This window comes from Haemophilus parainfluenzae (assembly GCF_003253005.1).
Taxonomy (GTDB): domain Bacteria; phylum Pseudomonadota; class Gammaproteobacteria; order Enterobacterales; family Pasteurellaceae; genus Haemophilus_D; species Haemophilus_D parainfluenzae_M.
Window position 1 is genome coordinate 1 of the sequence record NZ_QEPZ01000009.1, and the last position, 18907, is coordinate 18907.

General features: G+C 39.2%; 18 protein-coding genes. 12 read left to right on the forward strand and 6 right to left on the reverse strand.

Going from position 1 to position 18907, the window contains the following annotated elements; all coding sequences use genetic code 11:
- Positions 1-149 precede the first annotated feature (149 nt).
- The gene (gene glnD / locus DPV97_RS08820; protein WP_070713180.1) at positions 150-2735 is read right to left on the reverse strand and encodes a bifunctional uridylyltransferase/uridylyl-removing protein GlnD; all 2586 of its coding nucleotides are present in this window, start codon (positions 2733-2735) and stop codon (positions 150-152) included.
- 61 nt (positions 2736-2796) lie between these two features.
- On the reverse strand, positions 2797-3600 hold the full coding sequence (gene map, locus DPV97_RS08825) for a type I methionyl aminopeptidase (RefSeq protein ID WP_070713177.1): 804 nt from the start codon (positions 3598-3600) through the stop codon (positions 2797-2799).
- 125 nt (positions 3601-3725) lie between these two features.
- On the opposite strand from map, the gene erpA reads away from it, so the two are divergent.
- The 12 genes from erpA (at position 3726) to DPV97_RS08885 (ending at position 15675) form a co-directional block, all read left to right on the forward strand.
- The gene (gene erpA / locus DPV97_RS08830; protein ID WP_005696219.1) at positions 3726-4073 is read left to right on the forward strand and encodes an iron-sulfur cluster insertion protein ErpA; all 348 of its coding nucleotides are present in this window, start codon (positions 3726-3728) and stop codon (positions 4071-4073) included.
- Between the two features lies 1 nt (position 4074).
- Entirely contained in the window at positions 4075-4428 is a 354-nt protein-coding gene (locus DPV97_RS08835; RefSeq protein WP_049363168.1) for a YacL family protein, read from the forward strand.
- 24 nt (positions 4429-4452) lie between these two features.
- The gene (gene mrcB, locus DPV97_RS08840; protein WP_070713174.1) at positions 4453-6852 is read left to right on the forward strand and encodes a penicillin-binding protein 1B; all 2400 of its coding nucleotides are present in this window, start codon (positions 4453-4455) and stop codon (positions 6850-6852) included.
- Positions 6853-7063: 211 nt separating this feature from the next.
- Positions 7064-8968 carry an FTR1 family iron permease gene (locus tag DPV97_RS08845; RefSeq protein ID WP_070713171.1) on the forward strand — a complete coding sequence of 635 codons (1905 nt, stop codon included), beginning with the start codon at positions 7064-7066 and terminating at the stop codon, positions 8966-8968.
- Positions 8969-8996: 28 nt separating this feature from the next.
- The gene (locus DPV97_RS08850) at positions 8997-9518 is read left to right on the forward strand and encodes an iron transporter (RefSeq protein ID WP_005696223.1); all 522 of its coding nucleotides are present in this window, start codon (positions 8997-8999) and stop codon (positions 9516-9518) included.
- Positions 9519-9633: 115 nt separating this feature from the next.
- Positions 9634-11028, forward strand: coding sequence for a Fe-S-containing protein (locus DPV97_RS08855; RefSeq protein ID WP_070713169.1), 1395 nt, complete (start codon positions 9634-9636; stop codon positions 11026-11028).
- Positions 11028-12368 (forward strand): ABC transporter permease, encoded by a 1341-nt coding sequence (locus tag DPV97_RS08860; RefSeq protein ID WP_070713166.1) that lies wholly within the window; start codon positions 11028-11030, stop codon positions 12366-12368. Before DPV97_RS08855 ends, DPV97_RS08860 begins: the two co-directional genes overlap by 1 nt.
- Positions 12355-13488: an ABC transporter permease gene (locus DPV97_RS08865; RefSeq protein ID WP_070713165.1), complete on the forward strand. Its 1134-nt coding sequence runs from the start codon at positions 12355-12357 to the stop codon at positions 13486-13488. The genes DPV97_RS08860 and DPV97_RS08865 overlap by 14 nt, the downstream gene beginning before the upstream one ends.
- A 1-nt stretch (position 13489) precedes the next feature.
- The gene (locus DPV97_RS08870) at positions 13490-14161 is read left to right on the forward strand and encodes an ABC transporter ATP-binding protein (protein ID WP_070713163.1); all 672 of its coding nucleotides are present in this window, start codon (positions 13490-13492) and stop codon (positions 14159-14161) included.
- The gene (locus tag DPV97_RS08875) at positions 14151-14630 is read left to right on the forward strand and encodes a TlpA family protein disulfide reductase (protein ID WP_070713161.1); all 480 of its coding nucleotides are present in this window, start codon (positions 14151-14153) and stop codon (positions 14628-14630) included. Before DPV97_RS08870 ends, DPV97_RS08875 begins: the two co-directional genes overlap by 11 nt.
- Before the next feature lie 5 nt (positions 14631-14635).
- Positions 14636-14959 carry a c-type cytochrome gene (locus tag DPV97_RS08880; protein WP_054418925.1) on the forward strand — a complete coding sequence of 108 codons (324 nt, stop codon included), beginning with the start codon at positions 14636-14638 and terminating at the stop codon, positions 14957-14959.
- A gap of 101 nt (positions 14960-15060) precedes the next feature.
- The gene (locus tag DPV97_RS08885; protein ID WP_070713158.1) at positions 15061-15675 is read left to right on the forward strand and encodes a PM1805 family lipoprotein; all 615 of its coding nucleotides are present in this window, start codon (positions 15061-15063) and stop codon (positions 15673-15675) included.
- Positions 15676-15731: 56 nt separating this feature from the next.
- Here DPV97_RS08885 and DPV97_RS08890 read toward each other — a convergent pair whose 3' ends face one another.
- The 4 genes from DPV97_RS08890 to DPV97_RS08905 form a co-directional block, all read right to left on the reverse strand.
- On the reverse strand, positions 15732-16553 hold the full coding sequence (locus DPV97_RS08890) for an ATP-grasp domain-containing protein (RefSeq protein WP_070713192.1): 822 nt from the start codon (positions 16551-16553) through the stop codon (positions 15732-15734).
- Between the two features lie 70 nt (positions 16554-16623).
- Positions 16624-17058, reverse strand: coding sequence for a pseudoazurin (locus DPV97_RS08895; protein ID WP_049363117.1), 435 nt, complete (start codon positions 17056-17058; stop codon positions 16624-16626).
- A gap of 12 nt (positions 17059-17070) precedes the next feature.
- Complete coding sequence (locus tag DPV97_RS08900) at positions 17071-17844, reverse strand: ABC transporter ATP-binding protein (RefSeq protein ID WP_070713156.1); 774 nt, start codon at positions 17842-17844, stop codon at positions 17071-17073.
- Positions 17844-18893: a FecCD family ABC transporter permease gene (locus tag DPV97_RS08905; protein WP_070713152.1), complete on the reverse strand. Its 1050-nt coding sequence runs from the start codon at positions 18891-18893 to the stop codon at positions 17844-17846. Before DPV97_RS08905 ends, DPV97_RS08900 begins: the two co-directional genes overlap by 1 nt.
- Positions 18894-18907 lie beyond the last annotated feature (14 nt).

The following is an 18907-nucleotide window of genomic DNA, read 5'->3' on the forward strand; positions in this document are numbered from 1 at the left end:
ATTTTCTCATTCAAAATAGGTTGAAGAACCTGTAATTTAAATTTGATTGTGTAGTGTTTACCCATAAAAAATCTGCACCTCAATTGTTGGTTTGTTGAGTCCAACTTTTGGGGTGCAGATCAAATTTAACCGTACTTTTTTATTTCATATTATAAGCGTTCATAAAGCACGTTTTCTAACAATCCCCTTTCCTCTTCGCTTAATGCAATTCCGTTTTCATTTGTCAGAATGAAGAAGTCTTCGGCTTTTTCTCCCACAGTCATAATTTTTGCATTACAAATATTGAGTTTTAATTCGGTAAAAATTTGACTGATTTGAGCCAATAAACCGGGTTTATCTAAAGCCACCACTTCTAATTCGGTATGCTCTTTTTTAGTTTCTTTCAAAAAACGTACATCTGTTTTTACGGTGAAATGTTGTAACTGTCGATTATTTGCAAAAGACATTGACGGCAATTTTTCGTCTAATAAAACAGAAGTTAATACCGTCTCTAATTCTCGACGTCGTTCTGAACGAACTAATTCACCATTTAATTCTGTGATGATAAAGCTGTCGAATACGTAGCCATCATCGGATGTTAAAATTTGCGCATCATGAATACTAAATTTTTTCGCACCAATAGTTGAAACCACTTTATTAAACAAATTAGCTTGATCTGGGCAATAAACGAAAATTTCTGTCCCACCAGAAGAAAATCGGTTACTGATTTTAACCAGTACTTCACCATCAAATTCAGTTAATAACTCGGTATGCCACGCAATTTGTTTTGGGCTATTTCGTAAAAAATAATCATTTGGACAACCTTGCCAGAGTGCTAAAATTTTTTCTTCCGATAATTCTGGTTTATCTTCGGATAAAATTGCCAACGCCAATTGACGATTTTCAAGGATTTTTTCTTCATTGTCTAATAATAAATCCATCCCTTGGCGGAATTGTTGCGCCGTATAATCGTATAAAGAGGCAAAAAGAGAACGCTTCCAGCTATTCCATAATGTGCCATTTGTCGCACAAATATCCGCAACGGTCAGGCAAGTAAGATAATCTAAACGAACACGATTTTGCACATTTTCTGCAAAGTTCATCACGACTTCCGGATCATGAATATCTCGACGCTGTGCGATAATTGACATGAGCAGATGTTCTTTCACCAACCAGATCATTGTTTCAATTTCTCGACGATCAAAACCATGCAAACGAGCAAAGTCAGCGATGTCTTCAGCCCCTAACTCCGCATGATCCCCCCCTTGCCCTTTCGCTATATCATGGAAAAGTGCGGCAACATAAAGCAAAGTGCGGTCAGAAATTTGAGTAAATATTTGATGGCAAATGGGATGTGATTCTGCCTCATCTTCGGCTAAGAAACTTTCCAATTTCAACATCACTCGCAAGGTATGCTCATCCACCGTGTAAATATGGAAGAGATCAAATTGCATCAAGCCTTCAATCCCCTGCCATTGTGGCAAATAAGCCGTTAACACACCATATTGGTGCATTGGGAGGAATGCACGCTGAATCGCTTTCGATTGATTAAATAACCGAATAAACTTCTCCCTTGCTTCAGGAATATCACATAATTTCAGTGTCAAACTTTCCAACGCAATCTGTAATTGACGTAACGTTGAAGAATGAATTTCGGCTTGTTCATGCTGGGTAAGATAGAAAAAAAGATCCAAAATATGATCTGGATAACGTAAAAACAGATCGTTTTTACGTAAACACAAACTTTGATTCACTAATTCAAAATTCTCATCCAAAGGATGAATAGAGAGCTCGCCATCTGTTGATAAAAAATGCTCTTTATAATGTTTAATCAGGATATCGGTCAGACGAGAAATCGTGCGTAAAGCTTGGAAAAAACGTTTCATCATTTTTTCGACAGCACGGTTTCCCTCGCCTTCAAAACCAAGCATCTCGCTCACTTTAATTTGACGATCAAACAGCAGTCGGTTGTCATAACGTTTTAAAATCAAGTGTAAAGCGAACCGCACTTTGAATAAAAATTCTTGGCTTTCTAATAATTGTTGGTGTTCTGATGGGTAAATAAAGCCGCTTTCCAAAATGCCATCAAGGGTCATTTCTCCGGTATGACGTAATGCGATCCAATATAAAAGATGAAGATCCCGCAAGCCACCTGGGCTGTATTTTAAATCAGGTTCTAGATTATAACTGGTGTTGTGATAGCGCTGATAACGCTCAATTTGTTCTTGTACTTTGGCATCAAAGAATGATTTTACCGCCCAAAAATCTGGCTTTTTCAATATTTCACCTAACGCATTGAAAAGCGATACATCTCCCGATAAATAGCGAGACTCAAGCAAATTGGTGGCAATAGTAATGTCTTGTTTACCTTCCTTTTCACATTCTTCCAAAGAACGAACACTATGCCCTACGTCGAATCCACAATCCCACAAGAACTGCACAAACTGAGCAATTTTTTCTTCCGTTTCAACGCCTCTTTCTTCTTTTGAAAGAATAAGAACATCCAAATCAGATAAAGGAAACATTTCTTGTCTGCCATAACCGCCTACCGCAATTAAGGTGAGATGAGCTTTATCTAGTTCAAATTGCTGCCAAAGCTGTTTTAACAAATCATCACAAAATTGTGTACGGTTAGCGATTAGCTCAAAAACAGAATAATCAGAAAAATTCTGACGTTCAAATTCCTTCAAATTTTCACGCTGGATTTTGACCGCACTTGGCGTAAGTGGAGAATCGAAATGATAAGGAAAAAGCATAGGTATTCCACAAACAAAACAATTATAAAAAAAGCCCACTATCGTAGGCTTTTAGCTGAATTTAAAGGTTATTCATTACACGTTGAATTCGGCCTTCCGCAATTTCTTCATCGCGGATTGTCATGACTTCACAACCGGTTTCGGTCACGACAATTTGGTGTTCATATTGCGCTGAATGACTACGGTCTTTGGTTTTTACTGTCCAACCATCGCCCATAACCCGCACTTCTTTTTTACCCGCATTGATCATTGGCTCAATGGTGAATACCATGCCAGGTTTTAAAACCACACCACCATCATCAGCATAATAGTGTAATACTTGAGGTTCGCAGTGGAATTCAGTTCCCACGCCGTGGCCACAGTACTCACGTACCACGCTAAAGCCTTGGCTTTCAGTATATTTTTGTACCGCTTTACCAATTTCATTTAAACGAATGCCAGGCTTAACTGTACGCAATCCCACATAAAGCGCTTCTTGTGCGGCTTCAACCAATTTTTGGCTACGAATATTGGTTTTACCCACGACATACATCTTAGAGTTGTCTCCGAAATAACCGTCTTTAATCACGGTCACATCAATATTGACAATATCGCCCTGTTTTAATTTTTTATCGTCGCTTGGAATACCATGGCAAACCACTTCATTTATAGAAATACAGGTTGCTTTTGGAAAACCATGATAATTTAAGCACGCAGGAATCACTTTTTGTACATTCACCATATAATCGTGACAAATGCGATCCAATTCACCTGTGGTCACCCCTTCTTTGACATAAGGTTCGATCATGACCAAAACATCGGACGCTAATTTACACGCTTCACGTAACTTAACAAGTTCTTCTTCAGTTCTTAATGGAATGCCCATTATTTCTCCTTATTTAATTCTGATTTATTCGCATATAATAGCACTAATTCCGTGAAAAATCTTGAATGAATTAACAGGTTATTAGATAATACAAGGATTATTTTTAGGAAAGTGGGGATAGAGATATGTCAGATTTAGATATGGCCGTACCGCTAACTTTTACTGATGCGGCAGCTAATAAAGTAAAAAGTTTAATTAGCGAAGAAGAAAACAATGAACTAAAATTACGCGTTTATATTACTGGTGGCGGTTGCAGCGGTTTCCAATACGGTTTCACCTTTGACGATAAAGTCAATGAAGGTGACCTAACCATTGAAAAAGCCGGTGTGCAATTAGTGATTGACCCAATGAGTTTACAATACTTAATTGGTGGCACCGTGGATTACACTGAAGGCTTGGAAGGTTCTCGTTTTGTGGTGAACAATCCAAATGCAACCAGCACCTGTGGCTGTGGTTCGTCATTCAGCATCTAATATGGATTTTCAATTTACCCATTATCTAGGCAATGTGCACGCCAAATGTTCAATGGAACACATTGCGCTAGCCAATTGGTTTAATTCAGAAGTGCGGTCAAATCCTCAAGTGTTTTTGACCGCACTTTCTGCCTGTGAGCAGATTAAAAATAATGATGAAGTCACGTTAATTGGTTCAGAATACACGCTTTTTATCAATACCGATGAAGTGATGATTCGCGCCAATAACCTTGCGATTGAAACAGATGAAATTTTAGAAGACGACTTCCATTATTATGATGAAGAAAGTATTGCCTTCTGCGGTACAACAGACTTCATCCACTTTCTTAATGCCTATTTTGAATTTATTGCTTAACCTCATTCTCTGAAGCTAACTATTATGTCGGAAACGGAAAACACCTCACCTGAACAACAAGAAACACAAGCGCCAGATAAACGCCGTTCTTGTAAAATCTTTTTAGCTAAAGCAGCCTTTACTTTAGGGACGCTTGCCGTGTTTTATGGTAGCTATTTGGATTGGCAAATTCGCTCTAAAATGGATGGCCAAATTTGGCGTTTACCGGCAGAAGTGTATAGCCGTTTAGAAAGCGTAAAACTTTCTGATAACCTTTCTTTTGACGAAGTGATTCAAATCTTACTTGATAACGAATACCGTCAAACCACAATGATTGCAGCACCGGGTGATTTTAAACTCGAAGAGGACACCATCGTATTACTTCGTCGTGCATTCCCTTACCCTGACAAACCAGAGCCACAACGTGTATTACGTTTACGTTTTACGGATAACAAACTTTCTCGTATTGAAGACTTAGTCAATGTAAAAGCGGTTGATGAATTCCGTCTTGCGCCTAAATTAATTGCGATGTTGGAATCAGATAATGAAGATCGTTTGGCGATTCCATTACAACAATACCCTCGCTTACTCATTGATGCCTTATTACTCACAGAGGATCGCCGTTTTTACGATCATAACGGGATTAATCCAGTGGGTATTGTGCGTGCAATGATTGCCAATATTAAAGCAGGTCAAACGGTTCAAGGCGGCAGTACGCTCACACAGCAATTAGTTAAAAACTTGTTCTTATCGAGCGAACGTTCTATTACCCGTAAAGCCAATGAAGCGTTGATGTCATTAGTATTAGATTGGCGATATGATAAAAACCGTATCTTAGAAACCTATCTTAACGAAATTTACCTTGGTCAAAATGGTGATACCCAAATTCACGGTTTTGCATTGGCGAGCCAATTCTATTTTGGTCGCTCCATCCGTGAAATTAGTCTAGACCAAATTGCCCTTTTAGTTGGCATGGTTAAAGGTCCATCCCTTTATAATCCATGGCGAAATCCACAATATACACTCGATCGCCGAAATGTGGTATTAAAACTAATGCTTGATCACCAAATGATTGGGGATGAGTTGTATGAGATGTTGAGTAAACGTCCATTAGGCGTGCAAGCTAAAGGTCAAATTTCACGTAAATACCCTGCTTTCATCCAAACCTTACAAGCGGATCTTCGCCGTCAATTAGGTGAAAATAAAACGTCTGCACTACTTGGTGCGAGAATTTTCTCCACTCTGGATTTAAAACAACAGGAACAAGCTGAAAATGCTGTGGTGAATACGGTTAATCAATTACAAATACAAACTAAAAATCCACATTTAGAAGGCGCAATGATTGTCGCGGATTATTACTTGGGTGAAATACGTGCTGTTGTCGGTGGATTACAAACAGAATATGCCGGATTTAACCGAGCCTTAATGTCAAAACGTCAAATTGGTTCTTTGGTAAAACCATCCATTTATTTGACCGCACTGATGAATCCGGAACAATTTCGTTTAAATACGCCAATTCAAAACCAGCCAATCACGATTTATGTTAAAGGTAGCCAACCTTGGCAACCTCGTAACTACGATCGCAAATACAGCGGTTCGGTGATGTTGATGGATGCCCTTGCTCGCTCGCTGAATATTCCAACGGTAAATATTGGAATGAAAGTCGGTTTAAGCAAAGTGATCGATACGCAAAAAGCCATGGGCTGGGATAATATAGCCATTCCAAAAGTGCCTGCAACCTTGCTTGGTTCTTATAGTATTTCACCTTATGATGTGACTAAACTCTATCAAACCATTGCAAATCAAGGTGGCAAAATTGAGTTAAGTACCATTCAAAGCATTGCCGATCGTCAAGGGAATATTATTTATGAACACAATACCGTGCCGGATCAAGTGGTGCCGAGAGAAGCAGCTTATCAAACCTTGTATGCGATGCAACAAACCGTAGAACGTGGTACCGCGCGTAGCTTACAAAATGATTACGCAGATCTTCGTCTTGCAGGTAAAACAGGCACGACCAATGATGCCCGTGATACTTGGTTTGTCGGTATTGATGGTAAAAATGTCAGCACCATTTGGCTAGGTCGTGATGATAACGGTGAAACCAAATTGACGGGAGCCTCAGGTGCATTACAAATCTATAAAGATTATTTAAACCGTGTCGTTATTGAAAAACTAAAACTCGGACAACCTTCTACAATTAAATGGGTTGGCATTAATGCTTACGGTAGTTGGAGCTGTGGTAGTAATCGAACAATTCCAGTTTGGGCAAATAAAGATCAAAACTTCTGTGCGTCTGCACAAACAACGAGTACGGCAACTGCTACCGCTGCACAAACTACGCAATCGCCACAACCTGAGCAACCGGAATCAGCAAAACAAGAAAGTGTATGGGATGTGTTAGATAACAAAGCGCCTGTTGAAGAAGGCGCACCCGCTCAATAAACTCGCTTATTTTTAACCGCACTTTTATATCTCCATAAAGCGCCTAACAAAGGCGCTTTATTCTTTTAAGCATACAATCACCCTCTAGACATTTCCGACTCTTGTGAATTTTTTGATCTCCATCACAAAAATTAGAATTATTTATTGTCATTTCACTGATATCAAAGGATAATTATAAATAGGAATTAATTTTATTTGAGGTAAATAGACGATGCTATTCCGTTCTATTCGATTTTTCTTTTTAATTTTTTCACTCGTCTTCTCTTCTTCACTCTTTGCACAAGACAACTACCAACAGTGGGTTAATGATATTACGTCGCGCTTAGACAAAACCGCTCAACTTGTCCAGCAAGGTAATACTGATGATGCGCGCACTGAAGTTCAAATGGCTTATTTTGAAGTGTTTGAAAATCTAGAAGGTCCGATTCGTATCAATTTCTCCGCACAAAAAAGTTACCAAATGGAAGCGACTTTTGGTGAGATCCGTAAAATGATCGGTGAAGGCAGTTCACAACAAGAGATTCAAGCTAAAATCGATCAACTTAAAAAAGAATTACAAGAAGTGTTGCCATCATTGATTAAAGGTCATCAGCTCAATGCCAATGGTCAACATGGTGTTTATGATAATCAAGAGATTGCCCCTTATTGGCAACAAAGTTTTAAAACCATTGATGATTTGCTCGCTCAAGGGCTAGAAGCATATCAAAATGGTGATCTCGCTAACGCAAAAAAATTGTTCCAACAAGCGCAATACGATGGCTATAAAAATTCAGAAATGGAAATGTCCATTCGCCAAAATCGCTCTGCAGAAACTTCAGCGGCGATTAATCAACAGTTTTACAATATCATCCGTTTAAGTGAACAAGCCGATCAAATCACAGAAATTGGCTATCAAAGTACGCAATTATTACAAGATATTGAAGAAAACTTGCCTAACTTGCCAACGACACGTGAAGAACAAAATGTTCAATCCAATGCAGCGCAGCAAGCAACAGATAATCAACAAGAGCAAGATTGGAATAAGATTAAACAAGAGATCAACCAACGTATTCAACAAGCTATTGCGCTCTATCAACAAGGTGAAAGCAAAAAAGCGATTCTTTCCGTACAAGACACCTATTTCGACGTATTTGAAAGTACGGGGATGGAAAACAAAATTGGTTCTCGTGATAGCAACTTTAAAGCGCAACTTGAAGGCTACTTCACCCGTTTAGTCAGCTTAATGAAAGCTGAACAAGGTGATAAGTTACAAGAGCAAGCTGATGGTTTAGACCAGAATTTAACTAAAGCAGTTGAAATGTTACAGGGCGGAGAACAAAGCGATTGGTCTATGTTCTTATATAGCCTTTTAATCATCCTTCGTGAAGGTTTGGAAGCCTTATTAATTGTTGCGGCTATTGTGACTTACTTAATTAAAAATAACCACCAAGATAAATTGCCAGTTATCCGCCAATCTGTTTATGTGGCATTAATTGCCAGTGTGGTTACCGCATTTATCTTCCAACTTATCTTTGAAAATTCAGGTCAAAACCGCGAATTGCTCGAAGGCTTTACGATGATTTTTGCTGTAGTCATGCTCTTTATGATGAGTTACTGGTTATTGTCCAAAGTCGAAGCACAAAACTGGAAACGTTATTTAGAAGGAAAACTCTCTACTGCCCTCACTACTGGCTCACTCATTGGCTTATGGCTTACTAGCTTCTTAGCCGTGTATCGTGAAGGGGCAGAAACTGTATTGTTCTACTATGCCCTCGTGGGTGATGCGAAAAGTGCGGTCAGTTTTATTTACCTTTTCGCAGGTATCATTGTCGGTGTAATTATTCTCACCATTTGCTACTTCGTGATGCGTTATACCGTGGTGAAATTACCGCTTAAACCATTCTTTATGTTCACGGGTTCTTTTATGTATTTAATGGCCTTTGTATTCGCCGGTAAATCTGTTTTAGAACTCATTGAAGGCAAACTTTTCGAGCCAACGCTGATTAGCGGCGTGCCTGAAATTTCGTGGTTAGGTATTTATCCTTATATGGAAACCCTAATCCCACAAGCAATCTTACTCATCGCAGCCGTATTTGCTCTGTTTATTATGAAATATCAAAGCAAAAAAGCCGCGTAATACCCAACAATCCTTTAGGAGAAAAACAATGAAAAAAGCACTTTTAGCAACAGCATTATTTGCGGGTATTTTTACCGCGTCTACTGCAAACGCATTCCAAGAATATCCAATCGGCGAAGCGGTTACCATGAATGAAATGGAAATTGCAGCGGTTTATCTCAAACCAATCGATATGGAACCACGTGGCATGGGTTTACCTGCAGCGAAATCAGATATCCACTTAGAAGCGGATATCCACGCAGTAAAAGGTAACAAAAATGGCTTTGGTGATGGTGAATGGATGCCTTACTTAACCATCAACTACACTTTAGTGAATACTGATACTGGTGAAAAACAAGAAGGTACTTTCATGCCAATGGTAGCAGGTGACGGTCCTCACTATGGTGCAAACGTGAAAATGATGGGCGTGGGTAACTATAAATTAACTTACCACATCGACCCACCATCAAAAGCAGGTATGCACCGTCATACTGACTCTGAAACGGGTGTAGGCCGTTGGTGGAAACCATTTGATGTAAGCTATGAATTCAAATTCACCGGCATCAAATAATCTAAGGTAAATATTAATTTTACCGACTTGCCTTCCCTTGTATTTCAGGGGAAGGCAATAGCATTTCATTTAACCTTAAAATATCGTCTGTTTTATCCTATTAAATGGTCAAACTATGAATTATTTTTTTACTTTCCTGCTTCAAGCACTTTTACCTTTTTCATTATTGCTCGGTGTTTATCACAGTAAACAATCCTCTGTAAGTGCAAAAAAAATAATTTGGCTTAGCCTATTCGGTTTTATTGCCGGTATCGTACTGCGCCTTAGTTTACCTACGGGACAAAAAACCAATTTAATCGTCAATGCGGTGATATTGGCGCTATTGATTATCTTTGCCTTATGTTTAATTTTCGGCAAAGGTCGCTTACCTGCCTTTTGGCAAACAGTATTAATGCTCATCGCGGGAAGCTTCTGGGCAAAAGATCCCAACATTACTGCTCTCGTTTCTACTGATGTTATCAATACCGATTCGATCTTACATATCAGTGCGGTCATTTTTGCCTTTGTTTTTTGTTTATGCTTACAAGGCTGGATCTATTTACTTCTAAAACAAGCGGTAAAAACACAACAAAAATCTACCGCACTTTTAAAAGGTGCAATTAGCCTTCTCTTAGTTTGCTTGCTTGTGCCACTTATTGGTGAACTCTTATTGATTTTAATGAAACTTCAGGTGCTTGAGCTTACCAAGCCTCGTTTAAGTTTTGTTGCGAAATCAGGCGAAATCACTCGCTGGTTAAATTACATCTGTGCAGTATTACTCTTCGTTGTACTTGCCATCTTTTACGGCAAAATTCATTTATCACGCAAGAAACAAGTTAATGCCACACAAGAGCCAATTGAAAAACGCCAAAAATTAGCCGCATTGCGTAACTCCTCTCGCTTACTTGGATGGGGCTATTTGGCCTTGGCAATTATTTTTGCTACACAACTTTATTGGGAGCAAATTGCTTCTCGTCCACCACAACTTTCAGAAGCGATTCCTCTGACCTTAGATGAAAAGCAACAAGTCCATATTCCAATTGAGCAAGTAAAAGATGGTAAATTACACCGTTTTGTCTGGATTGCTGATGATGGTAAAGCCGTGCGTTTCTTTGTTATTAATCGTCAACCAGATAAATTAAGTCTAGCTGCAGTATTTGATGCCTGCTTGCTTTGTGGTGACCAAGGCTATGTCATGGAAGGTAACCAAGTCGTTTGTGTGGGCTGCGGCGTACATATGTTTATTCCATCTATTGGTAAACCGGGTGGCTGTAATCCTGTACCGATTGAAGATTGGCAACAAACTGAGACTGAAATTCTCATTAATCGAACCGGCTTAGAAGAAGGGCTGAATTTATTTAGCACGATTGTTGAAATCGATGTAAAAGATCCGATTAGTGGCACCCAAATGAAAAACACTAAAACGGAGCACAAATACAATTATGAAGGTAAAACTTACTTCTTTGAAAGCGAGAAAAACCTCGATTTATTCCGTGATAACCCTGAAAAATATTTAGGTAAGGGGGAATAATGCTAGCAAGAATGTTATTCCAATCTTGGCGTTTTAGCATAAAACGTAAGTTTTTAGCAGTGGTGACTATTTTCTTAGCTGCGGGATTAGTCTCTGCGCTATTGGCTGTTTCTATTGATATCGGCGACAAAATGGCGAAAGAACTCAAATCTTACGGTGCCAATATTTTAGTCGAACCTGCGAGTAATGCAGCCTTACCTGATGAGCTCAGTCACAACACAGATTTAAGTAGCCAAGATTTCCTCGATGAAAAAGAACTGCCTAACATTAAAGATATTTTCTGGCGAAATAACATTGTGGGATTTGCGCCATTATTAAGTGCAGATGTGAAAGCAGAAATTCTTTCTGATAAAACTCATGAAAAATCGACCGCACTTGGACAAATTAATGTGCTTGGTACATTTTTCGATCACAGCATTCCTGTACCAGATGAAGATGATTTCCATACTGGCCAAAAAATTATTAGTCCTTATTGGCATGTTGAAGGGGAATGGGTCAACGACCTTGAAACGCCTGAAGGTGAATTTATTCCTGCTCTCATTGGTGAACAATTAGCACAACGAACTGGCCTAAAACAAGGTGACAAAATCCAGCTCCACTATCAAAATGATAAACTTGATAATCAAAGTGCAGTTGAAATTACCGGTATTTTATCTACAGGTGGTGCTGAAGATAATCAATTAGTCATGCCACTCAATGCTGTACAAAAATTACTGGGTTTAGAAGGGAAAATTCAATCAGTTAAAGTTTCTGCACTGACCGTGCCTGAAAATGACCTTTCTCGTAAAGCGCGTGCCAATACCGATGCATTGGATGCTGAAGAGTACGATCGTTGGTATTGTACGGCTTATGTTTCGTCTATTTCACATCAGTTAGAAGAAGCTATCTCTGGTGCCATTGTTCGCCCAATTTGGCAGGTTGCCGCATCAGAAGGTGTAGTCATTGGTAAAATCCAATTATTGCTTGCTGTCGTTACTCTCGCCGCTTTAATCGCAGCAGCCATGGGAATTGCCTCATTAATGAGTACAGGGATCATTGAGCGCTCAAAAGAAATTGGTCTAATGAAAGCCTTAGGGGCATATCAGTGGCAAATCGCTTTATTATTTTATTGCGAAGCCATTATCAGTGCCTTAATTGGTGGCACTCTTGGTTGTATTGCAGGTTGGGGCTTAGCAAGATTTATTGGTTCAGCGCTATTTGGTGTACCACTGAGTTTCGCTTGGATTGTCATCCCTTGCGTATTAATGCTGTCTATTTTAATTGCTGTGGTGGGCACTTGGTTCCCAGCCCATCGTATTGCCAAACTTTACCCTGTGGAGGTGCTGTATGGCCGCCAATAAAAGTATGTTTTGGCGTTTAATCTTCCAAGCATTACGCCTACGTTTACAACGGGTATTTATTATCTTCTCTGCGTTGACTGTCGGTGCGTCTATTGTTACCGCAATGGCAGCAGTATATTTTGATATTAATACCAAAATGAGCCAAGAGCTCCGTACCTTTGGGGCAAACTTTTACATTGGTGCGGCCAATGGTGGTTTGATGAAAGAGCGCCAATTAAAGCAAATTCTTCATCATGCACCGGATAATTTCATCACAGCAGCCAGCCCTTATTTATATGGCGTAGCGCGAAGTGATTTAGAAAAAATCGTTATTATGGGCGTGTGGTTTGAAGATATGCATGTTCTCGCGCCTTATTGGCAAATTACCGGGTCAGCTATTAATGTCAATTTTGACGATCGTAATGCCATGATTGGCAAAACTTTAGCTGAACGCCTTAATTTAGGCGTTGGAAGTAAATTAAAGCTTTCTAAAAATTCTGTTGAAAAACATGAATTCACGATAAAAGGTATTGTTGAGGCGGGTGATGCCACAGACAATATGTTAATCGTCAGCTTAGAATTTGCACAAAGCTGGTTAGATAAAGAAGGATTGGCAAACAACGCCTTGCTCAATGTCAAAAATGAACAAGGTAACGTCGCACAATTTGCGCAAGACATTATGCAACGCCAACCAGATCTAACTGCTCGCCCAATTCGAAAAGTCTCAGCGTCTGAAGGGCAGATTTTAGATAAAATCAAAGGATTGATGGGCTTAATCTCATTAGTCATTTTGATTCTCGCCACCCTTTGTGTGAATACCACATTGATTGCGATTGTTGGTGAGCGAGCAAAAGAATTTGCACTGCAAAAAGCTTTAGGTGCAAAACAAAGTGACATCATTAAGCAAATTAGTACCGAAATTCTGATCATTGCACTTTGCGCAATTGTTGCGGGACTGATTCTCGGCTACATCTTGGCACAATTACTTGGATTAACCGTATTCAAATCTTATATTGATATGCGTCTGCCAGTTATTCCAATTACTATCGTCTTATCGTTATTGGTTGCCTTTATTGCGGTGATTGTACCAACCAAACGGGCTTTAAATATTCAAACCGCAAATGTGTTAAAAGGGGAATAAAATGAGTGAATTTGTGATTGAAACGCAACATTTATATAAACGATTCGGGCAAGTCACTGCTTTAGAAGATATTAATATTCAAATTCGTCAAGGTGAGTTTATTGCCATCATGGGTGCATCGGGTTCGGGTAAAACCACACTCATGAATATTCTAACTGGCTTAGATACCGCCAGTGAAGGTAAAGTGATTTTAGACGGCGTCGATGCCGCACAACTGGATGAAGTAGGTCGTCAACGTTTCCGAGCGGAAAAAATTGGTCTAGTCTTCCAACAATTCCATTTAATTCCTTATTTGACTGCACTTGAAAATGTAATGCTCGCACAGCACTATCACAGTGTGATTGATGAAGCAGCGGCTAAAGCGGTACTTGAACAAGTGGGATTAGGTCATCGTATTGATCACCGTCCAAGCCAACTTTCTGGAGGCGAACAACAACGGGTGTGTATTGCTCGTGCATTAGTGAACCAACCTCCGGTTATTTTTGCCGATGAGCCTACGGGTAACCTAGACGAAAAAAATGAAGCACTTGTACTGGATTTACTACAAGAATTAAATCGCCAAGGTCGAACCATCGTCATGGTTACACACAATCCTGAATTGGGTGAGTTAACCGATCGTGTTATTTATCTCCATCACGGAAAATTTGTAAAAGAGGACATTCATGAAAAATAAATTCGTAAAATTACTTGCGATAAGTGCGGTCATTTTTGGCAGCGTTTCTTGTAAAGACGAAGTCGCGGCTATTGGTCAAAAAGCGCCAGACATCGCTGCCTATGATTTACAAGGTAAAGAAGTGAAACTTGATGATTGGAAAGGCACTCGCCTGCTCACATTCTGGTCTGAAACCTGTGGTCGATGTGTCGCTGAGTTAAAAGAATTTGAAAAATTGGCTGAAGCTAATCCAAATAAGGTTCAACTTATCGCTATTAACGTAGATGGTGATAAAGTGGATACTAAAGCCGTAGTCGCCAAACGTCAGCTTACGCTGCCTGTTATCAAAGACCAATTAAAAATCACTGCTGAACGCTATCAGCTTATCGGCACGCCAACAAGCTTTGTGATCACACCTGAAGGCAATATTCAGGCTAAATATGAAGGGGCGATTCCCGCAGCAGATTTAGATAAATTATTTAAAGGCTAGCCAAAATGCAAAAACGAATTTACTTACTCTCTACACTTTTACCCGTTTTAGGCTTTTTATTTGCAACCCCAGCGCTTTCTGCCGAAGCTGACTTAGTAAAAGCAGAAAAGGTATATAAACGCTCTTGTGCTACTTGTCATGGGAAACAAGGCGAAAAACCAGCAATGGGTGAGTCAAAAATTATTAATCAACTAAAACCAGAAGAAATTTCAACCGCACTTTCAGAACGAAAAGCGGGAAATATTACAGGTGCAGGGAGTCCTGCAAAACAACGTTTAAGTGAACAAGATATTCATAATTTAAGTGAATATATTCAAACACTAAAATAGTTTTTGAAATTTTTTTAAACTAATTTTAGAATGTAAGGTCTTAGAAAGGGCTTAGTTTTTATAAGCTAAGAAATTTTTTATATATCAATAAAGGATTGTTTATGAACAAATTTACTAAAATCAGTGCAACTGCATTATTTGCATTATTCTTAACTGCTTGTGATAAACCAGCAGATAAACCGGCTCCAGCAAAACCTGAAACTACTCAGCCTGTGCCAGAAGCTAAACAAGAAGCAGTAAAACCAGCTGAAGCGGCTAAACCTGCTGAAGCGACCCCCGCTCAAGAACAAGCTGACTACAACAAATTACTTGAATGGAACGCAAGCCAAGCGCAAGCTCAAATGGCTGCACAACAAACACTTCAATCTGATTTAAGTGCTGCGGTTCAAGCAAAAGATGAGAAAAAAATTGAAGAAGCAATCAAAACTTTCAACAAAACTGTTGAAGATACTATCGCAAGCTTAGATAAATTAGATATTACTGCGCCTTCAGTGAAAAGTATTAAAGATCAAAATAAAGAAGTGCTTGCATTATCAAGCGAATTATTAGTTGATCAATTAAACTTAGCAACTAAAGCACCAACTGAAGAACAAACTAAAGCTTACCAAGCTAAAGTTGAAAAACTACAAGCTGCAGTAGCTAAATTACAAAAAGACGGTGCTGATTTAGCACAAAAATTTGCACCTGCAGCACCAGCTGCTCCAGCTGCAAAATAATTAATCGTTAAAGATGAAAAAAACCTTACTGTAACAAGTAAGGTTTTTTTATGCACTTATTTTAGTATTTTACTTTTCAACACATCTACAAATCGTTCTGTTGCCTCTTCCCAACGATCTAAATATAACGCTGGCTCAATCAACTCTAATTCATTCAATAAAAATGTATTGTCAATAATCGTTCCATCTACTCGTGCATAGACGGGCATTTCAGGTAATTTATGTAAAACATGGCGTGCTGTTTCAATGATATGCTCATCAACCTCAACAGGGATAATTTCAACTTTATATTGTGAATTCGCTCGCCATTCATTTTGAGGTGGCTGTCGGCGAATAGCATGACTAAATACACCATTGAAAAAAATCAAGCTAGTTTCACCATTTATTGCTACTTCAGGAATAAACGGCTGTAACACAACTTGCTCACCATACGCGGAAAGATTGGGTAACGCTTCACCTTGTCTGAGTTTTGTCACTAAATTACCGCTCTGCCCTACAGTGGGTTTAATGACAAATTCAGGCCAATCTTGGCGTTCAAGTGCGGTCAAAATCTCAGATGTTTTTGTTGAGCAAATAAGAGTAGGAATAACATTGACACCCCAATTCTGCAAATCACATAGATAACCTTTATGACTATTCCATAACATTAATTCAGTAGGATTAATGAATGCATTCTTATGCTGTTTAATCCATTGAGTAAATTCATCATAGAAATTTGCGTAATCCCATGCGGCTAAAGGCAGAATAAACTGACTCTGTAATGTTTCTTGCCAAGGTAAAAATTGAGTAGGAATACCTTGATTAGAAAGTTGTATTTGTACAGGGATAAGATTTTGAGGGGCTGAAGGATAAGTTTTGCAAGTAGTAATCGTAAGCATGGTAAATAATGACTGGTTTAAGCATAAAGAAGATGCGCCAATCATTAAACTGGCGCATCGATTTCAATAATTATTTTACTTGAGCAAAATATTTTTCAAGACGACCTTTGTTCGTCATGGATTTCTTCTCAAGATCTTTCACCACTTTCTCTGCTTGTTCTTTGTTTGGTAGATTATCACCTACTTGAATCACACCATTCATATTCATCGAGCGGTGTACAGGGCAAGTATAAACATAAACGCCTTCTTTATCTAAAGTGATTGTAAGCTCCTGATCTTCTTCAGATTGGAATTTTTGTGCACCTTCAGGAATCGCTTTACTGTGTACAAAGTGGCTTTTATTTTCTGGACGAAATGTCACTGTATCACCTGGTTGTACTTTTAAATAACCCGGTTCAAAAACCATTGATCCTTCACTATTTGAATTCAACATTTTGATGTCATGATGAGCGGCTTGAGCAGCAAAACTTAAACCTAATAATGCTGCAAGTACGATTTTCTTCATTTTCATTTCCTTCTAAGAATGTGCTGATTTACGTTGTGGACGAACCACTGGCAAACCGGAACTACATTGCAATAATTCAACGTTTACACGATATAAACGATTAATGGTTTCTACTTGTAAAACATGATGAGCATCCCCCACGCCTTGCACTTTACTTTCACCAAGTAAAATCAGCTCATCTGAAAATTGAGCAGCAAGACTTAAATCATGTAATACCATTATAGTAATCAGATTTTTCTGTTTCGTATAGGTGTAAACTTCTTCTAATAGATTAAGCTGATGATGCATATCTAACGCACTCACCGGCTCGTCCAACATTAGAATCTGTGGCTCACGTAATAAAACCTGGGCAAACATCACCATTTGACGCTGTCCACCACTGAGATTCAGAATATCACGATGGGCTAAATGACCAATACCTAATTGAGCCATAATACTTGCTGCTTCAGTGAGAAGCTCATCGCTCACTCGCATCGTTAGACTATCCATTCGCCCCAAAAGGACAACTTCAAGTGCGGTCAAGCTTGCATCTACTCGGCTATCTTGAGGCATATAGCCAATTGGTTTACGCCAATCCGCTAACTTCGTCCGTTCTAGCTGTTTGCCTTGATAGGTAATCATTCCTTCATGTGGCAATTCACCAAAAATAGTTTTCAGCATGGAGGATTTTCCCGTGCCGTTTGGCCCAAGCACCGTATACACTTTGCCTTCCTCAAAACGGACATTAATGTGATCGGCTACGGTGAGATCACCTCGTTTTACCGTAAGATTCTTTAATTCTAACATTATTGTCCCCTCTTGTTGTTTAAAATAATCCAAAAGAAGAAAGGCACTCCAATAAAAGAGGTCACAATCCCCACTGGGAACAATGCACCAGGGATAATGACTTTGGATAATACCGAAGAGAGGGATAAGAATGCTGCACCGACTAACATTGCGCCCGGTAAGAAGAAACGTTGATCTTCACCAAGTAACATTCGAGCAACATGTGGTGCAACTAAGCCGATAAAGCCAATCACGCCCACAAAACTAATTGCCGTCGCCGTCATCATTGCGACAAGAACTAATACCTTGATACGTAATACTTGCAAATTGATCCCAAGACTCGCTGCACGATCTTCACCTAAACGAAGTGCGGTCAATTTCCAAAGCTCTTTTGAAAGTAATGCTACGCATATCGTCGTCACAACAATAATGATGATTAAACTTTGCCACGTGGCTTTATTTAAGCTACCGAATAGCCAAAACAGAATTTGTTGCGAGACTTCGGGAGCCGAAATAAATTGTACTAATGAAAGTAAGGATTGAAAAATAAAGAGCAATGCAATCCCTACCAACACGAGCATTTCAGAATTAAAACGACGTTTAGACGCGAACAAGAAAAGAATCCCTGACGCAAGCATGGTCATGACAAACGCACCAATTGGCACTGCAACTTGTACTGGTAAACCAAAACTTCCGAAAGCAATCACAACAGAAGCCCCAAAACCGGCTGCTGCAGCGAGTCCTAATGTATAAGGACTTGCCATAGGGTTATTTAATAAGGTTTGGATCTCTGCCCCACCTACAGCCAGTGTTGCCCCGACTACAAGCGCCATCAATGCCATAGGTAAACGTAAATTATGCACAATATTGTCTATCATTTTATCGACTTCACCGATACCGAATAACGCATTCACAACTTCAGATACCGATAGCATCGCTGGGCCTGTCATCACGTCGAGAATAAGGCTAACCATGCCAATCACAAGAAAAAATAAAATAACAAACCAGCGTTTGCGTTCAAGCTTACGCTGGTTAGCCACAATATCTGCTACAATAGAATTGTTTTTCATTGATTAGTATTTCC